We start from the raw sequence: 17,006 nt of genomic DNA on the forward strand, positions 1-17,006 counted from the left end.
AAAGATTCCAATTTTCTACATTAAATAATTACTAGCAAATTTGATTGTACAAGGACAAAAATACTTGCTATTGTCTGGTACTCAATTATACTTATAAAAGATTGTTTTATAGAATTTACATCCCATTTTTTAATTAATAGTATTTTATGTTAATATTATTATATATTTGTAGTATTAATATTATAAAATATATAATAATGAAAAAGATTACTTTATCAATCATTGCAGTTTTAGCATTTGGATTTTCAAATGCACAAGAAGTTAAATTTGGTGTAAAAGGAGGAATTAATCTTTCTACTTTAACAGGAGATATTTATGATGCCTCTTCAAAAGTTGGTTTCCAGGTTGGAGGTTTCGCAGAGATAAAATTATCAGATAAATTCTTTGTTCAACCTGAACTTTTATACTCTACTCAGGGAGCTAAATCTAAAGTATCTGCTTATGATTTTTCTTCTGAATCTAATTTTAAGTTTGGGTATTTAAATGTACCAGTAATGGCAAAATATTATGTTATAGATAAATTTAGTTTAGAAGCTGGGCCTCAAATCGGGTTTTTAGTAAGTGCTAAAAATGATTATTCATATTCAGCATTAGGATATAATGAATCTGGTAAAGAAGATGTTAAAGATCAATTTAAATCAATTGATTTTGGAGTAAACTTTGGTGCTGGATATGACTTTACCGATAATATTTCTGCTGGTGTTAGATATAACTTGGGTTTATCTAATATTGCGGACTTCGGAGATGGAGATAATGCTAAGGCAAAAAACAGCATATTTTCTTTATCAGTAGGATATAAATTCTAAACTATTTTAATTACGTTTTAATAGCCTCTCATAATCAATTTATGAGAGGCTATTTTTATTTTATAAGTTTTTTAGTAATAATTTTTAGCGATCTTAAAACAAATTTAGCATCACTAAATTTAGTGAGAAAAACAGTAATAACATTCTTCTTTTCAGTTACATAAAGCTGAGAAATAGAATTTCGGGTTTTTATTAATTTTTTGTTTTTTTTATGATTTTATTGGAATTTCGTTTGCACTTTTTTACGTTTGCTGCTTAAACCTTAACATAATACAAAAAAATGAAAAAAATTACTTTATCAATTGTTGCTGTTTTAGCATTTGGATTTGCAAATGCACAAGAAGTTAAATTTGGTGTAAAAGGAGGGATTAACCTTTCTACTTTTACAGGAGATGTTGAAAACGTTTCTTCAAAAGTTGGTTTCCAAGTTGGTGGTTTTGCAGAAATTAAATTAACTGAGAAATTCTCTATTCAACCTGAGCTTTTATACTCTTTACAAGGAGCAAAAATTGATCAATCAGAAGAAGGATATAGATATGAAAGCACTGAGAAATTTTCTTATTTGAATATTCCAGTAATGGCAAAATATTATGTTGCTGAGAAATTTAGTTTAGAAGCAGGTCCTCAAATTGGATTTTTATTAAGTGCTAAATCTGATTTTACAGAAACTGATGACTTTTTTGGAACTACTTCTGGTGATGAAGATGTTAAAGATTCTTACAAATCAATTGACTTTGGAGTAAACTTTGGTGCTGGATATGACTTCACAGAAAATCTTTCTGCAGGTATCAGATATAATTTAGGTTTATCTAATATCGCTGATTTCGAAGAAGGTGACAATACTAAAATTAAAAATAGCGTATTCTCTTTATCAGTAGGATATAAATTCTAATAACTTTTAGAATAATATTTTTAAGATATTCTTAGTTTGACTTTTTACAATTTAGCAACCCTTAAGTAGAAATATTTAAGGGTTGTTTTTTTATGCATGATTTTAAGATGACTTTGTTATTTGCTGAGTATAAATACAATTTGTAGGTTTTTTACGGTTAATTATTGCTAGGTTTAAAAGAAATTTGCTCTCACTAAATTTAGTGAGAAAAACAGTAATAATAAGCTCTAAGTCAGTGTTGTGAAGCTGGAAAGGTATGAGGATTGGTTTTATAAGATATTTTTTTTTAATCTGAAATTTTGGAATTTAAAGCGCTGTTTTCTAGGTTTGTCTCCTAAATTTTAACAAAACATAAAAAATGAAAAAAATTATTTTATCTATGGTTGCGATTTTAGCATTTGGATTTGCAAATGCTCAAGAAACAAGATTTGGAGTAAAAGGAGGTCTTAACCTCACAAATTTCACTGGTGGTTATGATACTAAATCTTTAGTTGGGTTCCATGTTGGAGGTTTTGCAGAAATTAAAGTTATGGACAAATTTTTTATTCAACCAGAGCTTTTGTACTCAGCACAAGGGGCAAAATTTGATAGCCCATTTGGAGATTATGATGCTAAATTAAATTATTTAAATATTCCTGTTTTAGCTAAATATTATGTAACAAAAGAATTCTCAGTTGAGGCTGGTCCACAAATAGGATTCTTATTGTCAGCTAAAACTGATGGAGAAGATGCTAAAGATGGTTATAAATCTACAGATATAGGTTTTAATTTAGGAGCTGGATATAATTTTACTGAAAATTTATCAGTGGGTATTCGTTATACAATTGGTTTATCAGGTCTTGCTGATAGAGGAGATTATGAAGATTTAGATGATTATTATGATAGTGCTAAAAACAGTGTTTTGGCTTTATCTCTAGGATATAAATTCTAATTTTATTTTTTTAAATATACTTTAAAACCTTCTGCGATAGTAGAAGGTTTTTTTATGATTAAAAAAAGCTTTCCTTTGTTTTATGAACTGGACTCGTTATATAAAAGAATATCAATCCTATCTTAAGATAGAACGTGGTTTATCTAAAAATACAATCGAGAACTATGTTTTTGATATTGAGCGATTATGTCTCTTTCTTACTCAAAACGAAATTGAAGTTTCTCCAGTGCAAATTAATGAAGAAACAGTTCAGGATTTTATTTATTCAGTTTCCAAAGAAGTTAACCCTCGTTCTCAAGCTCGAATTATTTCGGGTTTAAAAAGTTTTTTCAATTATTTGATATTCGAAGATTATCGCAATAATAGCCCTTTAGAACTTATAGAATCTCCTAAGACAGGAAGAAAATTGCCAGACACTTTATCTGTCGATGATATTGATAGACTCATTGCAGCTATCGATTTAAGCACTAATGAAGGAGAAAGAAATCGTGCCATGTTAGAGACTTTATATGGTTGCGGACTTAGGGTTTCAGAATTAGTTGCATTAAAAATATCTGATTTATTTTTTGAAGAAGGATTTATTAAAATTACTGGAAAAGGAAATAAAGAACGTTTTGTTCCTATCGGAGAATCGACTCAAAAATATATTTTGCTATATGTTAATTTAGTACGGTCGCATTTAAACATTAAAAAAGGTTTTGAAGATACTTTGTTTTTAAATCGAAGAGGAAGTCAGCTAACCAGAGCTATGATTTTTACAATTACCAAAGATTTGGCTTTTAAGATTGGTTTAAATAAAAATATAAGTCCACATACTTTAAGACATTCTTTTGCTACTCATTTGCTTGAGAATGGTGCCGATTTGCGATCAATACAATTAATGCTAGGACATGAATCGATCACTACAACCGAAATATATGTTCATTTAGACAGGACATATTTAACACAGGTAATTCATAGTTTTCATCCAAGAAAGTAAGCTTTTGGCAAAAATATTTTAGATGATATTATTTTTATCTTAAAAAAATTAATATCTTGGAGGTGTATTGTTTGTAAAAAAGAGAATTTGTTCTCATACTTATAATAAGTAATAAAAAACGAAAACTTTTATGTTTTTTTAAGCCTTAAATAATAGTATCAATTTTGTCCTATTCTGGATAAAATGGTCAACTTACACAGACACAATTATGGTTTTTGATTTATATGAAGATGAAAATTGTCAGAAGTTGAATAACTTTTACAAAAAACTATTTGCCGAAATTCCCGATTTAATCTTTCAATTTATTATCGATGTCGATAATACTTATTCTTTTCCTTTGGTTAGTAAAGCCATGGAAGAGATTTTTGAGTTACCAACAACAGAATTTACAAATCGAAGTAAATTTGCGATGTATGAAAGAGTGCATCCCGAAGATCGACATATGTTTATTACTTCATTATCTAAAGCCCGAAAAACACTAACGCCCTGGGAAGTAGAGTTTAGGGTAGTTTTGCCAAAAAAAGGGATTCAGTGGCTAAAAGTTTGTGCAAAATCCGAAGGTTCTCCAGGTGGTCAGGTTAGTTTCTACGGACGGATTTCGGATGTAACCGATATAAAAGATCAGGAACTTAAACTTAAAATTTCAGAGGAAAGGTTTCAGTTTGCTTTAGATGCCTCTACAGTTGGTGTTTGGGATTGGGATATGGTAACAAATAGAGTATTTTATTCGTCTTTATCCTTGAAAATTTTAGAATTAGAATCTAATGATATTTTTGATGACCCAGAACGTTGGGACAAAATCGTGCATCCAGATGATTTGCCTAAGTATTATTCGGATATTCAAGAGCATTTTGATAATAAAATACCTTATTATGAAAATTACCATCGTGTATTAACTTCTAGTGGTAAATACAAATGGATTCTCGATCGGGGAAAAGTTATCGAAAGAGATTCAAACGGAAAACCATTGCGTGTTTTGGGTACGCATACAGATGTTTCTTATCAAAAAGAGAAAGAGTTGGAACTCATTAAAACGATGAAACTATTTAGTGATCAAAATAGTCGATTGCTTAATTTTTCTCATATCGTTTCTCATAATTTAAATACTCAAGCAGGTAATATTAAGAGTATTCTTGATTTTATTGATGAAGATCATAGTAAAGAAACAATTGATGAGATGTTGGTGCATTTGAGGACGGTTTCTAATGATTTAAATGATACTATTTCTAATTTAACTCAAATTGTACAAATACAGAGTAATCTCAATATTGTTATAAAACCTCTTAAGTTGGGTTATAGTATTGATAAGACAGTTTCTATAATCAAGGCATTTAGCGCAAAAACTAAAATAACAATACATAATAATGTACCTGATTATGTAACGATTAATTTTAATCCTGCCTATCTGGAAAGTGTTTTATTGAATTTTACTACGAATGCAATTAAATATGCTCATCCTGATAGAGCGCCTGTAGTCGAGTTTATTTTTGCAATTGAGCCAGATGGTCGCAAAGCTTTAAAAATTAAAGATAACGGTATCGGAATTGATTTAGAGCGCTATGGCGATTTGATATTCGGGATGTATAAAACCTTTCATAAACATAAAGAAGCTCGCGGTATTGGATTGTATATTACAAAAAACCAAATAGAATCTATGAAAGGGGAGGTTTCTGTAGAAAGTGTTGTTGGTGAAGGAACAGTATTTAAAATTATATTTAATGATGATTTGTAGGTTCAGAGGTTTAGAGTTGCAAAGGTTCAGAGCTGCAAAGGCTCTAAGGTACTAAGGTTCTGAGTGACTAAGTTTTTAAGGTTTTGAGTTGCAAAGGTTCAGAGTGACTAAGATTCAAAACGAGCGTAATACCAGTAAACTTGTCTTTTTGAGCGGAGTCGAAGAATCTCCGTCAATATCAATAACTCGATAATTTCAGGGTAAGTTTGAGTTAACGAGATTGTAAAATATAATAGATGGAGTATATACTCTATTTGCTCTGAATTTACTCTAGCAAAAACTTTGCGAACTTTGCTAAATCCTTTCATCCTTTGCGGTTAAATAAGATACATAGCTTAATTTTTCTTAACCCCTTAATGGTAAAAAAAAGTATTATAAATAAAAAACTCCTCAATTGAGGAGTTTTTTTATGATATAAAAGAGAGCTTATTTAGCAATATTTACTGCTCTAGTTTCTCGTATTACTGTTACTTTAACCTGACCTGGGTAAGTCATCTCGGTTTGGATTTTTTGTGAGATATCAAATGATAAACTTGCAGCATTATCATCAGATACTTTTTCGCTTTCTACAATTACACGAAGTTCTCTACCAGCCTGAATAGCGTAGGCGTTTTTAACTCCATTAAATCCGTAAGCAACTTCTTCAAGGTCTTTTAGACGTTGGATATAAGAATCTAAGACTTGTCTTCTTGCACCAGGTCTTGCACCAGAAATAGCATCACAAACCTGAACGATTGGTGATAATAGTGATTTCATTTCGATTTCATCGTGATGCGCTCCAATTGCATTACAAACTTCTTCTTTCTCACCATATTTCTCAGCCCATTGCATTCCTAATAATGCGTGAGGTAAATCACTTTCAGTATCTGGAACTTTACCAATATCGTGAAGTAAACCAGCTCTTTTAGCTAATTTTACGTTCAGTCCTAATTCGGCAGCCATAATACCACACAATTTAGATACTTCTCTAGAGTGTTGTAATAAGTTCTGACCGTAAGAAGAACGGTATTTCATACGTCCAACAACTTTTATTAATTCTGGGTGTAAACCATGAATTCCTAAATCTATTACTGTACGTTTTCCAACTTCAATGATTTCATCATCAATTTGTTTTGCAGTTTTAGCAACAACTTCTTCGATACGTGCTGGGTGAATACGACCGTCTGTAACTAATTTGTGTAATGCTAAACGAGCTATTTCTCTACGTACAGGGTCAAAACAAGAAAGGATAATTGCTTCTGGAGTATCATCTACAATAATCTCAACACCTGTAGCAGCTTCTAGCGCACGGATGTTTCTACCTTCACGACCAATGATTCTTCCTTTTACATCATCCGATTCGATATTGAATACAGATACACAGTTTTCTACTGCTTCTTCTGTTCCAACTCTTTGGATTGTGTTAATGATGATTTTCTTGGCTTCTTGTTGTGCAGTAAGTTTTGCCTCTTCAATAGTATCTTGAATATGAGACATTGCATTGCTTCTTGCTTCTGCTTTTAAGCCTTCCATTAATTGGTTTTTAGCTTCTTCTGCAGAAAGACCTGAAATTACTTCTAATTGTTGTAATTGACTTTTGTGTAATTTATCAACTTCAGCTTGTTTTTTGTCTAAAACTTCAATTTTATTAGTGTATTCCTGAGTTTTAGCTTCGTAATCATCATTAGTCTTTTTGGCTTTTGATAATTCATTAGAAACTTGAGATTCTTTGTCGCGTACTCTTTTTTCTACTTCTGCTACTTTTTTATCTCTTGCAAGAATTACTTGTTCGTGCTCTGATTTTAATTCAATAAACTTTTCTTTTGCTTGAAGAATTTTATCTTTCTTAATGTTTTCGGCTTCCAGATTAGCATCTTTTAAAATCGATGCAGCTTCTTTTTTTGAGTTCTTGATTAAATTGGAAATATTGCTTTTTTCTATGATTTTGGCTATCCCAAAACCCCCAGCAACACCTATAATTCCTGAAATAATGATCGTTATTATGCTGTCCATGTTTGTTAAAATTTATATATAAAAAAGCCTACATTAGGTTGCTTGTATAAACTCGAAAAGACAAGTTTTGAGCTAACTCACTGTTCAAGTTTCCTCGCCGGAGCGTGGCATGCTTTAGTAGTGATGATTTGCTCATTCTAATTTGTTAGTGTTGAGTTTACCAAATATGAACTAATGTAGGCAGTATCTTAGTTTCTGTAAAGAACGTTTAATTTTCGAGATATTGATCTAAAAGGGTATTTAATCTTTTAATTCTTTCGATAGTTTCATCACTATCAGTTGCTTTGTCAATTTGTTTTTGCTCTACTTGCGATGCAAATTGTAATGCACACATGGCTAAAACGTCTTGTTTGTCGCGAACAGCATAGTTTTCTTCAAATTGCTTAATCATAACATCAATTTTTTTAGAAGCACTTCTAAGTCCTTCTTCCTGTGATAGTTCGACCGTTAGTGGGTAAACTCTGTCAGCGATTGATATTTTTATTTTAAGCTTTTCGTCCATGTTGTTACTAGTCTGATAGTTGTGCTATACAGTGGTCTATTTCGCGAATTAATGAATTTATTTTAAGCTTTGTATCTCTCTTATTATCGTTACTGCCAAGTAAAGAATTGGCGATTTTGAGTGTTTCATACTGCTTTTTCAGGGCCTCAATCTCTTCCGATTGTTTGTGTATGGTGTGCTTAGCCTCTGTTAATTCTGACTTTAGTTCTTGATTGTTTTTTTCTAAACCTTTTAGCTTCGCAAAAAGTTTTTCTACTTTATATTCAAGAGTATCAATTATTTCGGCAATTACACTCATTATAAATCCTATTCATTACTTAATCATACAAAGTTAGTATTCCTTTTTATTAATGCAATATTTTATCGATTTTTTTGCATTAAAAATAGCAAATTAATGGAATTCAAGGTATTGTATTTTGTGATTTTAGTAATTATTTTACTAACTTTTTTTTATCTTAGCAAAAATGTAAATCATGAGATATTCTGTACTTTTTCTGCTATTTTGTAATCTTATTTCTGCTCAGACAGATTATCCGAAAGACTATTTTAGACCGCCTCTTGATATACCAATGCAGCTTTCTGGGAACTTTGGGGAGTTAAGACCTAACCATTTTCATGCTGGTTTTGACTTAAAAACAAATCAAAGAGAAGGGCTGAATGTGTACGCTGTTGCCGATGGATATATCTCGAGAATTAAAATTTCGACTTTCGGAAATGGTAAAACTTTGTATGTAACACATCCAAATGGTTATACATCTGTATATGGACATTTGCAAAGTATGGTTGGGACAATTCAGGAATATATCAAGAAAACGCATTATCAGGAGAAATCATTTGAAATCGAAATGTTCTTGAAACCTGGGGAAATGGTAGTTACCAAAGGACAATTGATAGGATTGTCTGGAAACACAGGTTCTTCAGAAGGACCGCATTTGCATTTTGAATTCCGTGATTCTAAAACGGAGTTTGTTATTAATCCAATGCTTTTTGGTTTTGATAAATATGTTAGAGATACAAAAAAGCCAGTAATTTCTAATTTATATGTTTATCCGCTTGACGATAACACAACTGTTAATCAATCGAAAGTGCCTTTAATGCTTAATTTGACATTGCAAAAAGATGGAACTTATTTGTCTGATAGGGTTGCTACAAACGGAAAAATTGGTTTTGGAATTACTGCTGTAGATTATGACGATGTTTCGTTTAATAAAAATGGAGTTTATAAAGTAGAGTCTTTTTATAACGGAAATTCTAATTTCGAATATCAATTTAATACGTATTCATTTGATGAAATGCGATACATAAACGCATTAATTGATTACCCTAGATATAAAAAAACGGGACAGAGAGTACAAAAGTTGTTTATGAAAACGCCTTTTGCCTTGAGCATTATAAAAACGGATGCTCTGAACGGAGTGCTTCCGGTTGTGCCAAATTTAGCTTCGGCGTATCGTGTAGAAGTTTCGGATTTTTATGGAAATATAAATACAGTTAATATTCCAGTTCAGTATGATTCCTTGCCTGTAATTGTAAATCCGACACCTGAAGCTTCAAATTATTCGGTGAAATACAATAAGGATGCTAATTTCTCTAAGAACAATATGTCGGTGTTTTTTCCTGCAGGAACATTTTATGATGATTTTAATTTGAATTTTGATGTAAAAAATGACCGTATTTATATTCATGACGATACAGTTCCGGTTCATTCTAATTTTACAATTACTATAGAAGATGGTAAATATACCGAAAATCTTAAGGATAAAGTCTATATAGGCAGAATTACAGGAAAGAGTGGTAGTTATAATGCTACATCTCGTAAAGACAATGTTTATACAGCTAAGTCAAAAACCTTAGGACAATTTGGGTTAGTTCTGGATACAATTAAGCCAACAATTAGTATTGCAAAAACAATTCAGGATAAATGGATTAGCGATGTAAAGAAAATTCAGTTTACTATTAGTGATAGTATGTCGGGGATTAAATCTTACAATGGGTATTTAAACGGAAATTGGATTTTGTTTGAGTATGATAATAAAACCAAAAAGATAACTCATGATTTTAATGATGGTATTGTAGCCGAAGGAGCGAATGATTTAAAAATAGAAGTTGTTGATAATGTGGGGAATTCTGCTATCTTTGAGACTCGTTTTTTTAGAAGTCAAACAAAATAAAAATATAACTTTTGAATAAGAATCTGCTATTTGTTTTCCTTTTTTTAGGTATTGGTTTTGTTTCACTTGCTCAAAATGCTAGAGTAAAAGGAGTGATTTTGGACGAAAGTAACCTCCCGGTTGCTTATGTAAATGTTTCCCATTCGGGAAATGTAACGCAATCAGACTCGGATGGATTTTTTGATATTTTGGTTCCGTCTAATAAAAAAGTGATTATTGTTTTTACTCACATTTCGCAGAAAATGATGACGATAACTGTGAATTTAAAACCGAATGAAATTTTTGTTTTTAATCCTGTAATGAATAGTTATGCCGAACAAATGGGCGAAATTGTTGTTATGGCAAATAAAAAACGTGTTCAGGGAATTACAGTTGTAGATCCAGTAACGATAAAGAAAATTCCGGGTGCTAATCCTGGAATTGAAAATATATTAAAAACATTACCAGGTGTAAATAGTAATAATGAACTTAGTACACAATATGCTGTTCGTGGAGGAAATTATGATGAAAATCTGGTTTATGTAAACGAGATCGAAGTATATCGTCCTTTCTTGATTCGTTCAGGACAACAGGAAGGTTTAAGTTTTACGAATACAGATTTAGTTCAGAATGTTGATTTTTCGGCAGGAGGATTTCAATCTAAGTTTGGAGATAAGCTTTCATCGGTATTAGATATTACTTATAGAAAGCCAACAAAATTCGGGGCAGCTTTTGAAGCTAGTTTTCTTGGCGGAAGTATTGCAGTCGATGCGGTTTCTAAAAATAAAAAATGGTCGGCAATTACAGGAGTTCGCTATCGTAATAATAGTATGCTTGTAAATAGCCAGGATACTCAAACTAATTATACGCCTTCGTATACAGATATCCAGACAAATATAAATTACAATGCTTCGGCAAAATGGCAATGGAGTTTTCTGGGAGCCCTTTCTCAAAATAAATATTTATACCAGCCATTAACTCGTGAAACCAAATTTGGAACTATCGATAAACCAATGGCGCTTGCGGTATATTATGAAGGGCAAGAAAGAGATAAATATGATACGTATTTTGGGGCAATCAAATCAACATATAATGTTTCTTCAGATTTTACGTTAAAATTTATAGGTTCTATATTTCATACACAAGAGCAAGAACATTATGATATCTTGGCGCAATATCGCTTAGGAGAAGTAGATAGTGATGGTTCGGTTGTTTTGCAAGAAGTGGATTATACTAAAGGAATTGGTACGCAATTAAATCATGCACGTAATGATTTAGATGCTTTAATTGTAAATGCTGAATTAAAAGGAATTTATAATTGGAAAGAAAATCTTATTGAGTTTGGAGTAAAATATACTCGTGAATCTATACGTGATCGTGTAGCAGAGTGGGAGATGATTGATTCTGCAGGTTTTTCGGTAAATCCACCTCTTGTGGTTTTGCCTAAAAACGATCAGCCATATGAACCTTATACAGGACCATTGTTACCGTATCAAAATGTTAGAGCAACAAATTTTAATACTATAAATAGATTTTCGGGTTATGCACAATGGAGTCGAAAAGGAGTTTTAGGTTCTAGTGAAGTTTGGTACAATGCAGGAGTTCGTTTTCAGGATTGGAAAGTATCAGGAGGAATTGTCGAAGGAAAAAATCAGATTGTATTTAGTCCACGTGCTCAATTTTCGATAAAACCAGATTGGAACATGGATATGGTTTTTAGACTTTCGGGAGGGTTATATCATCAGCCACCGTTTTATAGAGAATTACGTGATGCAAGTGGCGAAGTATTACCAAATACAAAGGCGCAACAATCTGTACATGTAGTTTTGAGTAATGACTATAATTTTAAAATGTGGAATCGACCATTTAAACTTATTTCGGAGTTGTATTATAAATCATTAACAGATGTAAATGTTTATACTATCGATAATGTTCGAATTAGATATATTGCCAATAATAATGCTACGGCTTATGCTCAAGGTTTAGATCTTAGATTAAATGGAGAGTTTGTGCCGGGAACTGAATCGTGGTTTAGTTTTGGATATTTAAAAACACAAGAGAATTATGAAGATAAAGGATATATAGCCAGACCAACAGATCAACGATTAAAATTTGCTCTTTTGTTTCAGGATTATATGCCTAATATTCCGAGTGTAAAAATATATTTAAATTTAGTTTATAATACAGGATTGCCTGGAGGTTCGCCTTCATATTCAGATCCGTATTTATATCAAAACAGGTTAAAAGATTACCGCCGAGTAGATGTTGGGTTCTCTAAAGTTTTTATTGATAATAATAAAGTTGCAAAAAGTAAGTTTTTTAAAGAGTTTAAAGAATTGTCATTAGGGTTTGAAATTTTCAATCTTTTTGATAATCAAAATGCGATAACAAATACTTGGGTTCGTGATGTATATTCTAAAAATCAATATGCAATTCCTAATTATATGACATCGAGAGTTTTTAATATAAAATTAACCGCAAGGTTATAAAAACCAATGGAAAAGCTAGTTTAGAACGCATAAATTGACTGTAAATAGGCTAACCATTTTTAAAATTGATTACATTTGAAATTATTTTTTAATAAAACAACATGAGAAAATTACATATATCCATCATAAGTCTTTCTGTTTTACTTTTAGTGAGTTGCAAGAATGAAGTCGAGAAACCAAAGGTTACTTACGATGCGTCTACAGGTTCAAAAGTAATTGCCAAGGTAGATTCTACTCAAGTTGCAATTGCCGATTTGCCAATCCAGATGGAAGGAACAAATTATTTGATTCACCCAGTTGGAGACGTAAGAGTATATGAAAGAGGAACTAAAGCACGTTATGGTTCATCGAGTGTGAATGATATAAGTTTTACAATTTCGAATATTGGAGAATATGAAATTACGGGATATTTGCAAAATTTAAAATTTCAGAAAATAGATTCAGATTCTATAAGACCATTAACAGATAAAGCGGTATTAATTCAGACGGCTACTTACTTAAAAGCAATTGCCGATAAAACGCACAATCATGTTATGGTATATACCATGGTAGATATGGATACTAATAAAGATGGAAAATTAGATACAAGTGATATAAAAGCATTGTATTTAAGTGATATCAGTGGAGAAAGATTTACTAAGGTTTCTGATGATTTCCAGGAACTGATAGATTGGAATGTTATAGAGTCTAAAAATCGCTTGTATTTTAGAACAATCGAAGATACCAACAAAAATGGTCAGTTTGATAAAAATGACGTTTTACATTATAACTACATTAATCTAGCAGCCAAAGATTGGAAAGTAATCAGCTATAAACCTATTTAAGAGTTTAGACTTAAAAGTTTTGTAAAAACAGAAAAGCCATTAAAATTAAATTTTAATGGCTTTTCTGTTTCAGATTAGAGTAAGAATCATTTTAATCTGTGGAAAAGAATTAGATTAAAATATCACTTTCAAGATCTGATTTTTCGATATCAAAATCATAACCTAGTTTATGAACTAAATCAATCACAAGTTTTTTATACCAGTTCTCGGATTTTGGATGAATGTATATTTTTTCGATAAGATATTTAAGGTCAACATCAACTCTTAATCCGTCGTTGATTTTGATGTCGCTTTTAGAAGAATCAGTAATTATGCGCACTTCACGCTCATATTGAAAACTTTTTCTTTTGAATAAAAAAGGGAAGAATAAATCATCAAACGGAATGTATTCTTTCTTGTAGTCAATATAATTTACTTCACCAATATACTGGTCAAAATTATTCTCAGGTTTTAGAGCTTTTTGTAATCTCCCAATGGTCGATTGAAGCGCTAATCCTTCGTTGTTTTGAGTGAAAATTTGCCACATAGCAAATGATTCATATTCGTTGATATGCCAGCTGCTTATGGCTACTTTCTCGCGATGTGTTTTGTAATAATCTATAAACTCGGGATTGTCTATAGCGAGTTTTTTTATCTCTTCGTAAGTAGGTTCGCTAAACGTGCCCTCATACTGATCTTCAAATTTATCAGAACGAGACATGAATAGTTTTTTAGACATCAATAAGTCTAGAAACTTGGATAAATCCAAGTATTTCCAGACTATTGTATTTGGGTCTTCGGGAAGAGTTATGTTTGAGTTGTGGCGATACATAAGTATTTTCTTAATGTATCTCTAATTTATGAAAAATTATTCAAACGACTGCATGGTAACCAATTTATTATAGGTTCCGTTTAAAGCAATCAATTTTTCGTGAGTACCTTGCTCAACTATTTCACCTTTTTGCATAACAACAATTAAGTCTGCTTTTTGGATAGTAGATAAACGGTGAGCAATAACAATCGAAGTACGATTTTGCATCATGTTTTCAAGAGCTACTTGTACAAATTTTTCACTTTCGGTATCAAGAGCAGATGTAGCTTCGTCAAGAATCATAATTGGAGGATTCTTTAAGACAGCACGAGCAATCGATAAACGTTGTTTTTGTCCGCCAGAAAGTTTGTTTCCGCTATCACCAATATTAGTATAAATACCTAGAGGCAATTCATTTACAAATTCAAAAGCATTAGCAATTTTTAGTGCTACAATGATTTCTTCATCAGTAGCGTCTAGTTTTCCTAATGAAATATTAGCTTTTATAGTATCATTAAATAAAATGCTGTCTTGAGTTACTAATCCCATCAAACCACGAAGAGAATGTAAAGACATATCTTTAATGTTGATATTATCAATTGAGATAGAACCTTCGTTTACATCATAAAAACGAGTAAGAAGATTAGCAATAGTACTTTTTCCGCTACCAGATTGCCCAACAAGAGCAACAGTTTGTCCTTTTTTAATATCAAGAGAAAAGTCTTTTAATACATTTTCATTTTCATATTTAAAGTTGATGTTTTTGATAGCTATATTCGAATCAAAAGTTGTTTTTTCGATAGCGTCAACCTTACTTGTAATAGGGTTTTCCTGATCAAGAATTTCCAATACACGTTCAGCAGCAGCATTACCTCTTTTTACACCATAAGAAGCTTTAGAGATAGCTTTTGCAGGAGTAAGGATATTATAAGCCAATCCCATATAAGCGATGAATGAAGCGCCGTTTAATGTTTTTTCTATTAAAACCATCTGTCCACCGTACCAAAGTAATATAGCGATAACCATAATCCCCATAAACTCACTCGCAGGCGAAGCTAAGTTCTGGCGGTTACCAATACTGTTTGATAATTTAAAGAAACGTTGAGTTGAGTTTTGGAAAACTCCATTGAAATAATTTTCAGAGTTATATCCTTTTACCACTTTTAATCCGCCTAAAGTTTCTTCGATAGTAGATAAAAAAGTTCCTTGTTCTTGTTGCGCCTTAGTCGATTGTTTCTTTAATTGTTTTCCTATCAATGATATGATATATCCAGAAACGGGAATGAAAATAAAAACAAAAAGAGTTAATTGTGGGCTTATAGCAAGCATTGCAATAATTGTAAATACAATAGTAAGAGGTTCTTTTACAATAAGTTCAAGAATTGCCAGAAACGAAGTTTGTACCTCATTTACATCACCTGCAATACGAGCGATAACATCTCCTTTTCTTTTTTCGGAGAAAAAGGATAGAGGTAATTCAAGAGTTTTTTTATACATGGCATTTCGCATGTCTCTTAAAACACCATTTCTTAAAAAATTAATAAAAAACATAGCAAGATAATCGCATAGGTTTTTCAATAAAAATATAGAAATAATGATTGATACCATTACCGATAGCGTATAGCCTACACCATAATTATCTGTTGCTTGGGTAATGTAGTAGCTTAGGTAGTTTTCTGCGTAACTTTTCAGTTCCCAAATGCCTTCATAAACAGGTATTGTGGTATTACGTTTCGTTTGGTCAAATAATACTTGCATCATAGGTATCAGTGCCATAAACGAAAGTGTACTGAATAATGCATACAGAATATTGAATAAAATATTCATGTAAGCATATCTTTTATACGGAAATATAAAAGGAAATATTTTTTTAAAATTGTTCATTTATTTTTGGGTGTTATTTTCTGCTATAGCTATGGCTCTTTCCAGTTTTTCTAGTAATAATTTTTTTTCAGGTAATAGAGTTAAATATTCTGCTACTTTAATGTGTTCATCATTGTCGAGCATCAAATAGTTAATTTGTTCGGGAGATTTCTCACTACAAAGTATTAATCCAATAGGTTTGTTTTCTCCTTCTTTTTGCTCGTTTTTCTCTAGCCAACGAAGATATAACTCCATTTGACCTTTGTAACCAGCTTTGAACTTTCCGAGTTTCAAGTCTATTGCTACTAAACTTCGTAAGCCTCTATGATAAAAAAGCAAGTCGATATAGAAATCTTCATTATCAATTGTTATTCTTTTCTGACGCGCCAAAAAAGCAAATTCACTTCCCATTTCGGTGATAAAATATTGAAGCTGCGCCAAAATAGAACTCTCTAAATCTTTCTCTGAGTAACTATCATGTAATCCTAGAAAATCCAAAAAGTAAGGATCTCGAAAAGCTAAATCAGGACTTATTTTTTTATCCGTTTTTAATTGCTCAAGTTCATTGATAATGGTTTGTTCTGGTTTTTTACTGATAGCTGTTCGTTCAAAAAGCATACTGTCTATTCGTTCTTGTAAAGTTCTTACACTCCATCTTTCATGAATAGCCATCTGAATGTAGAATTCTCGTTTTATAGTGTTTTCAATGTAAATTAGAGTTCTAATATGTGACCAACTCAATTGTGCACACACTGTGTGCACAATTGTAATGTCCTGTAATACAGTGTTAAGCTTTATAAAACTATGAAGGTTTCTTTTGTTGAACCCACTTCCGTATCTATTGGAAAGGTCTGTACTTAAATTCAGAATAAGTTTTTTCCCGTAATCGGCTCTGTCGTTGTTTAGAATTTCATCATTTATACTTTTTCCAATATTCCAATACAATAAGGTAAGTTCCTGATTAACGGTTTTGGCAACAACATGACGTGTCTTGTCTATTAAATCGATAATCGAATTTAATAGTTGCGGAGCATCATTTGTTGCAAGCACATTCAT

14 protein-coding genes are annotated in these 17,006 nt (G+C 31.5%); 8 read left to right on the forward strand and 6 right to left on the reverse strand.

The features are described from left to right. Positions 1-197: 197 nt before the first annotated feature. The 5 genes from ACJ6WR_RS14920 to ACJ6WR_RS14940 all read left to right on the forward strand — a co-directional run bounded on the left by ACJ6WR_RS14920 (position 198) and on the right by ACJ6WR_RS14940 (position 5,340). A complete protein-coding gene (locus ACJ6WR_RS14920) occupies positions 198-806 on the forward strand; it encodes a porin family protein (protein ID WP_409415649.1) in 609 nt (202 codons plus the stop codon). Between the two features lie 280 nt (positions 807-1,086). Continuing rightward, positions 1,087-1,698: a porin family protein gene (locus ACJ6WR_RS14925; RefSeq protein WP_039120031.1), complete on the forward strand. Its 612-nt coding sequence runs from the start codon at positions 1,087-1,089 to the stop codon at positions 1,696-1,698. 358 nt (positions 1,699-2,056) lie between these two features. Beyond that, positions 2,057-2,629 (forward strand): porin family protein, encoded by a 573-nt coding sequence (locus tag ACJ6WR_RS14930; RefSeq protein WP_409415650.1) that lies wholly within the window; start codon positions 2,057-2,059, stop codon positions 2,627-2,629. A gap of 82 nt (positions 2,630-2,711) precedes the next feature. After that, on the forward strand, positions 2,712-3,608 hold the full coding sequence (xerD, locus tag ACJ6WR_RS14935) for a site-specific tyrosine recombinase XerD (protein WP_409415651.1): 897 nt from the start codon (positions 2,712-2,714) through the stop codon (positions 3,606-3,608). A 208-nt stretch (positions 3,609-3,816) separates the two neighbouring features. Continuing rightward, entirely contained in the window at positions 3,817-5,340 is a 1,524-nt protein-coding gene (locus ACJ6WR_RS14940; protein ID WP_409415652.1) for a PAS domain-containing protein, read from the forward strand. A 426-nt stretch (positions 5,341-5,766) separates the two neighbouring features. Here ACJ6WR_RS14940 and rny read toward each other — a convergent pair whose 3' ends face one another. The 3 genes from rny to ACJ6WR_RS14955 all read right to left on the reverse strand — a co-directional run bounded on the left by rny (position 5,767) and on the right by ACJ6WR_RS14955 (position 8,132). Beyond that, a complete protein-coding gene (gene rny, locus ACJ6WR_RS14945) occupies positions 5,767-7,332 on the reverse strand; it encodes a ribonuclease Y (protein WP_039112263.1) in 1,566 nt (521 codons plus the stop codon). 208 nt (positions 7,333-7,540) lie between these two features. Continuing rightward, on the reverse strand, positions 7,541-7,834 hold the full coding sequence (locus ACJ6WR_RS14950) for a cell division protein ZapA (protein ID WP_039112262.1): 294 nt from the start codon (positions 7,832-7,834) through the stop codon (positions 7,541-7,543). 7 nt (positions 7,835-7,841) lie between these two features. Continuing rightward, a complete protein-coding gene (locus tag ACJ6WR_RS14955; RefSeq protein WP_039119394.1) occupies positions 7,842-8,132 on the reverse strand; it encodes a hypothetical protein in 291 nt (96 codons plus the stop codon). A 175-nt stretch (positions 8,133-8,307) separates the two neighbouring features. On the opposite strand from ACJ6WR_RS14955, the gene ACJ6WR_RS14960 reads away from it, so the two are divergent. From ACJ6WR_RS14960 to ACJ6WR_RS14970, 3 genes are all read left to right on the forward strand, one after another. Then, a complete protein-coding gene (locus ACJ6WR_RS14960) occupies positions 8,308-10,005 on the forward strand; it encodes a M23 family metallopeptidase (RefSeq protein WP_409415653.1) in 1,698 nt (565 codons plus the stop codon). Positions 10,006-10,016: 11 nt separating this feature from the next. Continuing rightward, positions 10,017-12,473, forward strand: a complete 2,457-nt coding sequence (locus ACJ6WR_RS14965) for a carboxypeptidase-like regulatory domain-containing protein (RefSeq protein WP_409415654.1) — start codon at positions 10,017-10,019, stop codon at positions 12,471-12,473. Between the two features lie 101 nt (positions 12,474-12,574). Further along, the gene (locus ACJ6WR_RS14970; protein WP_039112258.1) at positions 12,575-13,297 is read left to right on the forward strand and encodes a hypothetical protein; all 723 of its coding nucleotides are present in this window, start codon (positions 12,575-12,577) and stop codon (positions 13,295-13,297) included. 109 nt (positions 13,298-13,406) lie between these two features. On the opposite strand, the gene ACJ6WR_RS14975 is transcribed toward ACJ6WR_RS14970, so the two are convergent. From ACJ6WR_RS14975 to ACJ6WR_RS14985, 3 genes are read right to left on the reverse strand one after another with little or no spacing between them, the layout of a single operon-like run. Further along, entirely contained in the window at positions 13,407-14,108 is a 702-nt protein-coding gene (locus tag ACJ6WR_RS14975) for a hypothetical protein (RefSeq protein WP_039112257.1), read from the reverse strand. 36 nt (positions 14,109-14,144) lie between these two features. Beyond that, the gene (locus ACJ6WR_RS14980; protein ID WP_409415655.1) at positions 14,145-15,971 is read right to left on the reverse strand and encodes an ABC transporter ATP-binding protein; all 1,827 of its coding nucleotides are present in this window, start codon (positions 15,969-15,971) and stop codon (positions 14,145-14,147) included. Next, the gene (locus ACJ6WR_RS14985; protein ID WP_086894989.1) at positions 15,972-17,006 is read right to left on the reverse strand and encodes a YhcG family protein; all 1,035 of its coding nucleotides are present in this window, start codon (positions 17,004-17,006) and stop codon (positions 15,972-15,974) included.

It is taken from the genome of Flavobacterium sp. PS2 (assembly GCF_046250155.1).
In the GTDB taxonomy this organism is placed as follows: domain Bacteria; phylum Bacteroidota; class Bacteroidia; order Flavobacteriales; family Flavobacteriaceae; genus Flavobacterium.